Here is a 12,999-nt window from a genome sequence, read left to right as displayed (position 1 = left end):
TATTCCATAATCCACTTACCAATGAGGTAGTATTCGCAAACTGGACCGCTTTATCTCCTCCAACTTCCGCTAAAAGAGAAGTCAAATCAGATTTTGAAGGATGATTATTTTCCAACCACGACTCTAATCTTTCCGAAAGTCCCGGAAACATATCATAATTCACATTTCCTATCGCAAAAATCCGTTGTTCTCCGGACAAGGTAGAGAAAGATATGGTAGATCCGGAAAGTTCCGTATACTTTTGAGCGGTTATAAACTCATCATTATCCTTTTTAAAGGAAAACACATATAAATCAGCAACACCACTATCAGAAAAAGCCTTTGTCTCAATCTTACCGCTCATAGGAATCGCCACAGATAATTTCACCACCGTAGGGATACCTTCTTCCACTTCTGTTCTTTGAGTCAGATACTCATCATTTGTACAAGCACTTAGGATCAATAATCCTAATAACCACATAATATATCGTTTCATCATCTTGATTTTTTTAGCAATTAGACATATTTTCGAATTATTTAAAAGGGTCAAGAATGATATTCTCGTTTATAATCTCTTTTAAAACCCATTCTATTTCCGTAGAAGGTTCATATAAACCTTTTATCTCATAATAGTTGCCTTTTATAAACTTATCGGCAGAAAAAGAGAAACTCTTTTCCTTTGATCCGTCTTGTTGCACACTCAATACAATTTCTTTATTCGCATCACTAATTTCATATGTATAAAACGTAGTCGGCTTATCCTTCAAAGGATAAGTCAATGCTTCGAAAGCTCCATTTTCCACAGAAGAGGTCTTAAAAATAGCGACTTGCGAACTTGCATTTAAGCCTTGCACATTGGTTAATGAGAATTGATCGTTAATCAAGTCGTTGCTATTCTTATTATAGATCCCTATATATTTTATTTTAGCACTTAGCTGAATCAATGAGACTTTTATAGCTTCATTAGCCGCATTATATCTTAAAGTAGCGTCCGATTTTCCTATTTTCACTAACCGAGAAGATTGAAAAGATGTTGTTTGTATTGTTTTTGAGGTATAATCAGCATAGGTAGCACAGTCATCAAATAATGAATTATCCGCATTTGCCACAACCAACACCGACACCGCTTTATCTTCCTTGCCGAATGTACGCACACCAACCAAGCCTAATTCATAACCCGATAGATTATCGATAGCTTTCATATCTCCCATATTCGCAAAATCCTGAAAATGGATACGATTTCCATCCGTGTCAAAAACAGCCACATGACAATTCTGAATCGTAATTTCGTCTGTAGTGGCATACTCGTAATCAGGAGCCGAAGCCTTCGTCTGTATATCCCCCATCAATAAAACTAAAGACATATCTAAAGTCTGAGAATCTATCGGCTCTTCGGAGGAGCAGGCAGATAATCCACCCAATAAGCCCAATGTCAATATAAATAAAATTACTTTCAATCCCATAGCTCAATATTTTTATTTATTACCCTATTATTTAAAATGTAAACTCAAATTCATGATCCTTATCAAAAATCCAATCCTGTGTCACACATTTCACCGCCACATCAACAGTAGCATTCCTAAGCGTCACCTCCAACTTATACAAATAACCAGCCCATACAGCTAAGCTAGGACCAGAGGTCTCATTTAAACGGGATTTTATCGGGAAACTACAACTTCCTGTTTCTCCATTATTGTACACATAATCAATCTTCAGTGTAGTAGGCTGACTAGTTGTGGTGTTTTCATAGCTATACAAACGCTTTGCAGAGTCATCAACAGATTGCGACACATATAAATTCTCACCTGAAGAAACCTCACCCGCTACTTTACCTATAGCCTTACAATTCTCTAAAGACAAACAAGTGATTGCCACATCGTCATACGCACTCCCATTAGATTTTAGAATCTTAAACTGCTGCAACATGATAGCTGCCGTACGCTGGATAAGTTTTATCTCGACAGGGGTATGAGCAGGCTGTTCCAAATTCAGAATCTTCTCGGATATATTCACATAGACACCCCCTTTATCATCCGGATAGTTTCCTTCATCTCCTTTTTGAATTTCAGTTTCCCCTACTTTTACAAAAGCACCAGGAGCCTCAACCAAGGTCTTACCCTTTAAATCCGCATAAGAGATCTTCCCGGCTGAAACTAAGTCATATTTGGATACAGACGCTGCCGCATTCGCAATTACCACGATCTTGAGATCCGTACGCTCTGATTTATCTTTTGAAATCTTAAAAATTAGGGATTCGCTTATCGATCCGTTCGAAGAATAATAAGAGGTTAAAAAGTCCCCTACATTCTTAGTCTTGGAATCATACTTAAAGATAGCGATGTAACAATTAGAAACAGATTTCTCATTCTCGGTCATATCTTCCTCCGTTCCATTAGTTGGCCCAGTAAGTTCAGAGCTTTTCGTAGTAACATTCGCATTTCCTACAAGAAGAGAGATATCTAATGACGCATAAACCTCTTTAGCATCGATACCAGCAGATCCTTTCGTATCCACACCGCTCAAAATATCGTCTTCCGTCGAACAGGAGAGTGCGATAAATAAGAAGCACAATACCTCTATTATATTCTTTATTTTCATAATGGATTGAATTTTTCTCTTGTTTTACGCTAGCAAAATTAGAGGAATCCATTATTCGACACGATAGGCGTAACTTTCAACTTTAAGGGGTAAAACTAGCATATTGGAAGTAGCGTTTTAAGGGTGTGGTTAAAGCTATCTTAGGCGATAGGGATACCTATGCAGGGCGCAAATCCATCCATCATAGGACAAAAAGCGGAGTACGAAAATTTCGAACCCCGCCTTTCGCTGTTTATTTAAATATAAAATAGCCTATTCAATTAACATCATCCTCTGTTTGCGTGATGACTTTCCAAGGCTCAACCTTAATACTGAAACTGATACAAGCGTTCAACTCGCTTGTGTCAGGGTCCTTTGAGCCTTCACCGGTTATCGTAGCGTATATCTTATAGATGGTATTACGTTGTACACCAATAATGCCACTAGTCGCATCTTGCTTAATTGGTATACGGTAGTAGCGATCTTTTTTAACCACATCATTACCGAGTCCTTCCGTTTTTCCATTTGGATACCAATTGCCTCGAAGAATTAACATGGTCTGTATCATTCCAGATGGAGAATCACTTTTACCCGGATCTGAAGGCATAGGTTTATCCCCCTTCATTTCAAACACATAAAATTGAGGCATCTCTTTACGTCCTTGTTCATCTCCGCTAATCGTTTGATCATCAAAAGGGAACCAATTTCCAGCATTATAATTTATGGAACCATCGGCATTCAAATTAGAAGAATGACTATGACCCGTCATTGCGATAAGTACCCCCTCCATTTCCTTATGTAAAGAAGATATATTTTTACTACCGTTCACTAAGAAATAGTCATCCCGGTTATAGCTACAACCATGAGAATATGCGGCAGCATTATCCAAACTATACGGTTCTGCGTCAGCATAGATAAGGGAAGTATTGCTAGCGTTGGCGATATATACATCTGTCAACTCAAATGACGCGTCAGCATAATTGTTCTTAAAGTCGCAATCAATAGCTTGAAGTTGGACACGGGCTACATGGCGGGTTAATGGGATTTTATCTTCATCTGGAATATTTGCCGGATCATAAAAGGAAGTTTTTTCAGTCCATCCTTCCGCTCCACTTTTTTTCTCAATCTCCTTATGTGCTGCACCTACTGCCGCATTGTTTGTATATATAATAGAAGGGGACGCAGATCCTTTCACCCAGTTATCATGTATTGTTCCAGCAAGCAACTTATGCTCACCTCTACCAATCGTTACTATCTGGCTGAACATCGGTACATACGTTTGCATACCAGCACCTTGCGCTGGATGCACTTGCGTAAAATCAACAAGACTTTCAAGTTGGGCAACTTTCACATCCCCCAATTTAGAAGGAGGCGTAGTAAGTTTCGTATTCGCTAAAAAGACCACCGCCAATTGCGTATCAGAAAGTTCGTCGGGCGCCGTAGCCTTTACCTTAACAACGATATCCTCAATGGTTTTCACGGAGTTGGTGCCATCCGAAGTTACCGTTTTCATAGCGGCGAATTTATATGCATCCTCCTCCCCATTGTCTACATAGAACAAATAGGCAGTCAGTTCATTTATAAATTGTTCTTTATCACTACCAGGCTCCGTTGTCGCTTTTGTCTGTATCCCATCCAAAGCTGTAGCGGTAAGAGAGATGTTCGCATCTATCATCTGATAGTTCTCTTCCGGTATCTCGATGCCATTCGAGCTATCGTCCGAGCAGGAGGCGAAAGTGCATGCGGCGAAGGAGGCTAATAATAAATGTCTTAGTTTCATATCCTTTTGTTTTTTCTTGTTTATACTAAATTTCATTCCCTATGATTCCATAATTTAGTCTATTACCGGATGTTGCATTACCGGGCCCCAGCCTACTACCTGCACGGCTATATTCAAGTTGGTATCTACCTCGGGTTCCGGATCCGGACCTGGGCCCGGGTCTGGCGTTACGGGAATATTGTCGAAACTTTCGCCGTCAAAATAAATACGGAGACGGTAAACGTAGTTGCGACGGATGAAATTATGATCATAGCCGTTCTGCAAGCCACCCGCATTGATCACCGCCGTGAAGATTTTCGTATGGTCCTGATAACTGGAATTTCCCCGTAAGGTAGCTTTTACGGCGATCATCGTGTGATCGTCGCTTTTCATATTTTCCATTACATAATGAACGAATGGCGTATTGGATATCGAAGTGCCATCATTTACCAACAGATCCTCGAACGAGGTATCTTCCGAATTTCGCACGGCATCGGGAGCCTCTGTCTCTCCCCAATCCGCCTCACTGAAATAGTAAGACTTTGTCTTCATATTGTAGATACCTACCGCATCGATTCGCACCTCACGTCCGGCGAACGGCGTTCCGGCAAAACGAGTGGATATATTCACCAAATCAATACGTGCGGCTACACGGGTCAAAAGGATCGGGTCGGAGATGCCATCCACATTCTGATCGCCAAGATCCGTATATCCTAAATAGTTATCTTCCTCAGATAAAGCGGATTTTGTAACGATCACTTGACTACTCATCGTTAGGTTCGTTTGCGATTGCGAGGAGAGGTCTACCAAGCGAGTCTGGAACTCATCGTAGGTAGAAACGGTAGATAATAAATCTCTCGGTACGTTCGCCAAGACAATGATCCGTGCCCGGACAGCCTTCGTTGTCGGCACATCGGCTATTATGGCGGAATGTTCCGCCCCGGAAAGAGCCTCCCATTTATAACCGAGCAGTTCCGTACCGGTCTCATTAAATACTACCACTGCCAAATTATTGATATAAGCCTCACCCTCCAACTCATTCACATCATTGGGATTATAGGCTTTCGTAGCCGTACCGGACGCCTTGACAGCGACGGACAGCTTAGCGCCTTCCAAGGGAAGAACCGGATCCTCATCTTTAGAACAACTCACACAAGCGAGAATCGCCAAACCGGATAAAAATATGTTCGCTAATAATTTCATGTTCGTATCGTATTTCTTAATTATATATGATGAGGTACCCTTTAATGCATCGGAATATCTTCTTCCACTACTCCCCAAGGACGAACGGTTGCCCGGACGGATAAGGTTCCGCCCTCACCCCATTCAAGGATCAGATGGGTATTCTCTCCCGCGCTCGTATAAATAGGATCACCATTCTCGTCTACCTTGGCCGAGCCTAACGAGACTCCATTGGCGCTTATCGACACAGCCATATCCTGTCCCGGACAAGCGGTTTGCATAGTAGGGGTTATCCATTCAACCCCGGACTCGTTCCACGCACCTTCCGGATTATAATATACACTATCGCCAATCTGCGTGCCACGGTAATCAAAACCACTTAATGTATTATTCAAGTAGAAGTCGCAATCCACGGAACTTCTCAACCCCATCCTGCCGAGTTGCTCTTGCAACCCTCGGGTCTCGATCGTGACCGTACCCACTTTCGGACGAATCACGATCTCAGTTTCCTTCGCTACGCCTCCGGCTTTTGTCAACACTTGTTCGCTACCATAATAAAGGCTATCCGGGGTAACCGCCAAACCATCTTGGCTTTTCAACATCACTTTCAAGTCCTCTATGGTCTGGGCCTCCGATACGGATTGCTTTTCACCCAAGGCATTCACGTTGCCCCATGCCACGATACGTAGACTACGATCGGCGGTATAGCCATCCAAAACGATCTCATTGCGGGAACGGATAAAGTTCTTATCCAAGCTACGTTTCTCCAAGTAATTCAGATTCTCGTCGAATATATACAGATCGGTAGATTCCATCCATCCGTATTCCGTTATATCGTCTCCCTTGATATTCTCGACCTTCAGTTTGAGCGTATAGCATTGATCCAAATCCTCCCTGATACAGCTAGTCGCAATAATAGCGAATAAAGCCACAGCCGAGAGAAGCAATTCCTTTGTAAACAGTATGTGTTTCATAATCCTAATTTTTTCTTATCAATTATTTTACCCTATATTGCTTTATTCTACTTCCTCATGGATAGTCTTTACGTTCCATGGCTCCACTTTCACGGATGCGCTCACATTGGTGGAGATCATCGGATCGTATGGGATCTCGGAACCGGGGCCGATAATCGTTAAAGAGATCTCGTATTTGTAGTTACGTTGGACGTAAAACTTACTCTTTTTTTCCGTGCCATCAATCGTCACTTCTTCTCCGACAGGAATCGCGTAATAACAATTCTCTTTCGTAATAGATTCTTTCGCACCTTGCGGGAGATAGGTATAATCACCTTTTACGATCAATAAGGTATGGTTGGCGTAAGCCTCATTAACGTTAGATTCACCGGACTTCACCTCACCCTTTGTATTCTCGTAAACATAAAATTCATGATTCAAAGCCTCATCACTTGTTGTATTTTCTTGAACTAACATCTCTTTTAACGACTGAGTCCCTTTCTTGTAAGAACCTTCGTCAATATTCCCTGAAAACTCTCGACCAACCATATATCTTAAATATCCAAGAACCGGATCTGTAAAATCAATTATTTTCTCTATCGCTCCCCACTCTTCTTTAGAAGCCACACTTGAAACACCTTTAGCGCTAGCGATAAAGACCTCCTTTAAAAGGAAGGATACACTTTTATAATTTGCGTTTTCCGGATTGCTTGTCTCTACTTTTTTTAAAGCGATCGAAGCGACATTACGAACCAAAGGAACGGGGCCTCCCCCACAAATTTCCCTACCTAAAGTCTCATTTATCGTTATATCACCAATATTCTCAGCATAACCGATATAATTGATGGTATTGGCAATTAGCGTTACGATAAACACTTTACTACTCATCGTCAAGCCTTTTGTTAAGGTCTCATCAGCCAAATTGATTGTTGTTCCAATAAAACCATCTATATCCTTTGCCTTTGCCAATTCAGCTTGGATAGCCGGGGCAGCGTTCGCCACAACCACCACCTGAGCATCACCCGCATACACGTCTTGCGGACCGACATCCTTTGTCCCATCAGAATTAGGAGTAGCATCTTTTGTATATATCACACTCCATCCATCAACTCCAAACACCCCAACCGTTAGCGTATTCACGTCCGCATCCGTTGGAGTAGTTTCTCCGGTCTTCGTAACCGCCCCCTCCTCACTCTTGATAGCCAAAGCTAGTTGAGCTTTCTCCAAGACAGGAGCCTTTGGAATTTCTATTTCATTATCATCGGAACAAGCGGCAAATCCGCATAGCACCAACGATAAAAGAATGTATTTCTTGAATCTCATAGTATAATATTTTTTGTTCTCACATTAATATGTGACAAAAATAGGAAGGATATATCGTGGCGCTGATAGGCAGAACTCTCTATAATAAGAGACAAATGTATCAATTTCATAAAAGTGATAGGTTTCCCTACCTTTTGCAACTTTCACCTATAGAAAAAGGCTCAATCCGTGTATTTTATGCTACCGGGGTGGTACTCGGATCATCCTAGTAACAAATATACATAATCACTTAAATTCAGCAAAATCATGGCAAGAAAAAAGCAAGACCCATTTCCATGCAGGGATCACCTTGATCTCCTTGCCTTCTCTATTGAATGTATTTTCCTCGTCTTTCGTGACAATGATAAGATTCTCGCATCCGGTCACCGAGGCGGCTTCCAGCAAGCCTTTGATTTCCCTTTCTCTCGTACTCGCATCCACCATATCCCAAGTGACCTGTATGAGTTGTATCACGTTATCCTCCCGTTGAAGCACAAAATCGCACTCACAATTTCCTTGATAGTAGGCAATCTTGTCCGAAGGGAGCCGCATCCGGTTCAGTTGCATGAACACGGTGTTTTCCAGATTTTTCCCATTGTCGTTGCTCTGCGGCATAAGCACGGCACCACGCATACCGTTATCTATACAGTAGTATTTATCAAGCGATTTCTGTTCCTTTACCAGCGAACGGTCGTATTTGGAGATTCGTGCGAACATGAAGATGCTACAGATATAATCAGCCCAAAGATACAGGTCATCCTTACTGACTTTAAGCCCTTGGGACTTGATGTCCTTGTAGATGGCATTGATGGAGGTAGGCTTGGTGAGATTGGCCATGACGCGCTTGACGAAATACCGTACCACACCCGTATTGGATATCTTGTAATGTTCGGCCAAGTCCTTCAATATCATCGTGTCGAAATAGCCGTGAAGCAGTTTCAACTGCTCCGACCGGGATGACGTCAATACGATTTCGGGAAAAGCGCTTGCTTGATTGTATGCCTCGAAAGCCATCTTCAATCTAGCCCTGTCCTGTTCCAAATAGCTATTAGTGGCGATCCCCTTGAAGCGGCAATATTCATTGAACGAAAGCGGGTAGGTCTCGTATTCCAAGGGATATCCGCGCAGAGCCGAACTTAACTCTGTGGACAGCATGGTAGCATTGCTTCCGCACACATAAATGTTCTTACAATAAGATTTATAGACACGCAAGACGAAGTATTCCCAATCCTTAATCAATTGTATCTCGTCGAAAAACATATACACATCTTTTATGGGTATATCCGGAAACATCTCCATGTATGAAACTATCACATCATCCAAATCATCGGATGACATATTTTTCAAACGCTCATCATCAAACCCCAGCCATAATATGTTTCTAGGGGAAACCCCTTCACGGACAAGCCCATTGATAGCGATCTCCATTAATGTGGACTTACCGCAACGACGCACACCCGGAACCGTAATGATCTTGTTTCGGTTGATCGGTAACTTTATGTCTCGCTCAATCACATCAAACGGAATTTCGCTTTGCTTGATGGCAATAAGAGATTTGATGACATCTTTCCTCATGATTTCTTTTTTTATAGGACAAAGATAGGATTTATTTCCTAAATTACAGGAAACAAACATATTGATATTTCCTTGAAATTAGGAAATACTATACTGAAAAACTTACATAATCACTTAAATTCAGCAAAATCATGGCAAGAAAAAAGAATGAGATGAAAGCGAAAGAGCCCATAAAGCTCCGGTTCAAGAAACTGTCGAATGCGAACCTGTCCATATATCTGGACATCTATTACAAAGGAAAGAGGTATTATGAGTTCCTCAAGCTCTACCTCACCCCGGAACGTTTCCTTGAAGACCGTGATAAGAACCGGATCACTTTGCGCTTGGCCAATAGTATCAAGGCACAACGGATCATTGATCTTCAGAACGAGATTTATGGTGTCCGTATGATAAACGGGCTCGGGAAAAAAACACTTTTAGAATTCCTCTCGGAATTGTCCACCGATAAATCCGCGCATGGCGACAAAGCCTATTCCCTACGATTAAGAAGTCTGGCCAATCATCTTAGAGACTATATGCCGCAATGCTTGCTTAAAGACATAGATACCGGTTTCGTGAAAGGTTTCATCGCTCACTTGCGTAAACAACCCTACCTCAAAAGCGACTTCACGATTCACGGTTATTACCGGCTCCTGAATGTCACACTCAATAAGGCGGTCAAAAAAGGGCTGATCCTCTCGAATCCTTGTGGTTCGCTGGATACAGACGAAAAACCTCACAAACCTACCAGCCTGCGTACTTATTTGACCCTAGAGGAACTAAAGAGGTTAATCCGGACAGATTGCGTATGCCCAGAGGTAAAAAAGGCTTTTCTGTTCTGCTGTTTCTGCGGACTCCGGATCAGCGACTTGACCGCTCTTAGATGGGAAGATATGCAAAAAGAAGGAAATGATAAATTCCGTTTACAGATCATACAGAGAAAGACGAAAGAGGCTATTTATCTCCCATTGTCCGAGGAAGCGATAAAATACCTTCCCGCAAAGGAGAATGACAATGACAGGGTCGGCTTGATATTCCATCTACCTAGCCTCACGATTATATGTCAGGTATTAAAAGGCTGGGCCTTAGCCGCCGGCATCAAGAACAAGAAAGTGACCTTTCACGTAAGCCGCCATACTTTCGCCACTCTTTCACTAGCTCTTGGCATTGACTTGTATACGGTATGTAAATTACTAGGACACAAGAACATCATCTCCACACAAGTATACGCGAAAATCATCGATGCTAGTAAAAGACAGGCAATAGACCGGTTTAATGGGGTGTTAGACGCATGAGACGGAGATCACTTCAGATTCGGATGGCACGGATCAAGAAAGATACTTCTCCCCAAGATCCGTGTCATCCGCTATAGTTTCAGTCCGCAACCGGCTTATCAGATCAGAGACTTTGTATTATTTCCAACGAAAGCCCCGTGCATTCCAGTGCGGCATTGATGAAATCCATCGCCACTTGCTTATCTCCAAACACAGCCTTGAAGCCGCCATCCAACATGATGTTCACGTAATGTTCCATAGTTTTATGGGTTTTAGTTGATTAATAATTCACGTATAATGTTGTAAAGATAAAGACTCTTCTGTTGAAAAACAAGCTTATTCCGATAAATTCTCATCATGCCATCCGCTCCCATATATTATTATAATAATAGTACTGAGTTGTTACTTACCTGCATATAACAAAAGCATAATTATGCTAAAAACAATCTCTTATAGCCATTCCCAAATAGAACTTAGAAATTTATTATTCGGGACAATGATCGCTTGCGCGTTCGCGGCTTGTTCAAACGAGGATGATCCTATCGTAGGACCGGATCAACCGCAAACAGGGGAAAATAACGCAACACTGACTATTTCTGTGAAAAATGTGGCTAGAAGTTTGACTAAAGCTGCAGCGGAGGGGACACAGACTGAAAATGAAGCTAAAATTACAAACTTAACAGTTGCTCTTTATGACGCTGAAACTGGAGCGCTTGTCGCTTCAACCTCTGATATTGCCAATGAGGATGCTGCTGCGGATAATGATGAGGTTCAATTTGCCGGACTGACAGAAGGTGCGCAATTACGTGCTATCGCATTTGCTAATATGCCTGAAATCTCATTGGCTGGTACTACAATTGGTAACTTTGTATCTCCTGTATATACGATGCCAACTACCGGATTTGCGGAAGACTATTTACCAATGAGTAGTGGTTTGTCTGATCCGTTCACTTTACAAGCCGGTAAAAACTATTATGGATATAATAAAACACAGGAAGAAGGTGTGAATATTCTTGTAGCAGAACCTTTGTACTTGATAAGAAATGTAGCGCGGATTGATTTTAAAGGACTTAGCTTAGACATGGCTAAAGCAACAAAAGATGTATACGTTGAAGGAACTGCGACAATTGTTCCAGAATGTGTATTCATTATGCATGGACGGACGAAATCCAATGCGGCTGATATGGGTGATGGCGATAGCTGGTGGAGTACTGCTAGTAATACCGTATGGGGTAATGTGTCCGCAACTTATGCTGCTAATGCTACAGATTATGCTTCAGGTTATAGAGGAGATTTCGTGAATGATGACGCTATGTTTACGAATATGAGTGGTTCTATTATTGAAGGATACAAGGCCAGTTTACCAACTGAGGCATTGATACAGGATATCGCAAGTGAAGGTGCTGCATCTGCGTCTATCACAACCGCCCCTAAGTTTTATGTGTTTGAGAATCCTCAAGTTAAGGCTGCTCGTGAAATGAATGGTGCTGATAATTTCAAATCCGAGGAGCTGGCAACTGAAATTGTAGTCAAAGGCACTTATAAGCTCGAAAATGCCAAAAAGGTTGGAAGTGATGCGGTATACAACTATGCGGAGAAAACAGCCTATTGGCCAATTAAAATTGCGGTGACGAATGAAATGGCAGCAGGTACGGCTGACTATTTAAATGATGGAAAGATCCATCGTAATATAATTTACAGTATTGACGCGACTTTAGCTGGTAGAGGATATGATGATCCTACTGTTCCTCCAACAGACTTTGTTGAATTGTTTGTTAAGACAAAGGTTCTTGATTGGGGCAACGCAAATCAATCTTCAGTTGTCGAATAATATCTATTTTCTGAATAACAACCAAAAGGCATTCCTTTTACCGGGAGTGCCTTTTTTGCATATATAATTCTGGTTATAAATTGATTCGGAGACTACAAAATTTACTATCCTTTCCTTATGATAGCGATCCCATATGTCTTGAACCTAAGAGCCGGAATATTATTTCATGAGAACATCTACAATATCTACAATTCAACCTCATACTTATTGTAAATAAATATGTTATATAGTGGTTGCAGATGGAATAACATCTACAATTTTCATTCTGCATCTACCATGTTTTAATGGGAAACGCAAAAAAAATCACTTCTCAAGCTTGCGGACTCGTATATTTAGTATTTGACGATTTCATAAGAGACAGACAAAGGGATTAAAGCCAATAAGAGTTTCAATAGGTGAAGTTAGTGGTTTCATACTGAAGAAACTTTTATTTCATACTGAAGAAACAAAAGTTTCTCTATAGCAAAACTTTTGTTTTTCTATGCAAAAACTATTATTTATTGAAATACAGAATGTCTTTTCCTGATTTATCTAGACACTTTTTTTGTTTATAAACGTAATCAGTAGACAGTAGTTATAAAGTAATAC

Annotated in this window: 10 protein-coding genes; 2 read left to right on the top strand and 8 right to left on the bottom strand. The window is 41.3% G+C overall.

Annotated elements, in window-relative coordinates:
* Window positions 1–512 precede the first annotated feature (512 nt).
* From D7V92_RS08145 to D7V92_RS08115, 7 genes are all read right to left on the bottom strand, one after another.
* Complete coding sequence (locus D7V92_RS08145; RefSeq protein ID WP_087342175.1) at window positions 513–1,442, bottom strand: fimbrial protein; 930 nt, start codon at window positions 1,440–1,442, stop codon at window positions 513–515.
* A 31-nt stretch (window positions 1,443–1,473) separates the two neighbouring features.
* On the bottom strand, window positions 1,474–2,577 hold the full coding sequence (locus D7V92_RS08140; protein ID WP_008772791.1) for a hypothetical protein: 1,104 nt from the start codon (window positions 2,575–2,577) through the stop codon (window positions 1,474–1,476).
* Window positions 2,578–2,833: 256 nt separating this feature from the next.
* Window positions 2,834–4,336, bottom strand: coding sequence for a fimbrial protein (locus tag D7V92_RS08135; protein WP_121772659.1), 1,503 nt, complete (start codon window positions 4,334–4,336; stop codon window positions 2,834–2,836).
* Window positions 4,337–4,390: 54 nt separating this feature from the next.
* Window positions 4,391–5,518 (bottom strand): fimbrial protein, encoded by a 1,128-nt coding sequence (locus tag D7V92_RS08130; protein ID WP_009016908.1) that lies wholly within the window; start codon window positions 5,516–5,518, stop codon window positions 4,391–4,393.
* A 41-nt stretch (window positions 5,519–5,559) separates the two neighbouring features.
* Window positions 5,560–6,471 carry a FimB/Mfa2 family fimbrial subunit gene (locus D7V92_RS08125; protein WP_121772658.1) on the bottom strand — a complete coding sequence of 304 codons (912 nt, stop codon included), beginning with the start codon at window positions 6,469–6,471 and terminating at the stop codon, window positions 5,560–5,562.
* Window positions 6,472–6,513: 42 nt separating this feature from the next.
* Window positions 6,514–7,773 carry a fimbrial protein gene (locus D7V92_RS08120; RefSeq protein WP_121772657.1) on the bottom strand — a complete coding sequence of 420 codons (1,260 nt, stop codon included), beginning with the start codon at window positions 7,771–7,773 and terminating at the stop codon, window positions 6,514–6,516.
* 225 nt (window positions 7,774–7,998) lie between these two features.
* Window positions 7,999–9,327: an ATP-binding protein gene (locus tag D7V92_RS08115; protein WP_121772656.1), complete on the bottom strand. Its 1,329-nt coding sequence runs from the start codon at window positions 9,325–9,327 to the stop codon at window positions 7,999–8,001.
* 131 nt (window positions 9,328–9,458) lie between these two features.
* Here D7V92_RS08115 and D7V92_RS08110 point away from each other — a divergent pair, with 131 nt between their 5' ends.
* Entirely contained in the window at window positions 9,459–10,601 is a 1,143-nt protein-coding gene (locus D7V92_RS08110) for a site-specific integrase (RefSeq protein ID WP_121772655.1), read from the top strand.
* A gap of 103 nt (window positions 10,602–10,704) precedes the next feature.
* On the opposite strand, the gene D7V92_RS22615 is transcribed toward D7V92_RS08110, so the two are convergent.
* Complete coding sequence (locus D7V92_RS22615; protein WP_008772798.1) at window positions 10,705–10,839, bottom strand: hypothetical protein; 135 nt, start codon at window positions 10,837–10,839, stop codon at window positions 10,705–10,707.
* 174 nt (window positions 10,840–11,013) lie between these two features.
* On the opposite strand from D7V92_RS22615, the gene D7V92_RS08105 reads away from it, so the two are divergent.
* Window positions 11,014–12,411, top strand: coding sequence for a fimbrial protein (locus D7V92_RS08105; RefSeq protein WP_233572817.1), 1,398 nt, complete (start codon window positions 11,014–11,016; stop codon window positions 12,409–12,411).
* The last annotated feature ends 588 nt before the right edge of the window (window positions 12,412–12,999 follow it).

Origin of the sequence: Parabacteroides sp. CH2-D42-20, from assembly GCF_003670185.1 — a bacterium.
GTDB classification, from domain to species: Bacteria; Bacteroidota; Bacteroidia; order Bacteroidales; family Tannerellaceae; genus Parabacteroides; species Parabacteroides distasonis.
The sequence above is the reverse complement of the archived record's forward strand: the minus strand, read 5'-3'. Positions and strand labels throughout refer to the sequence as shown.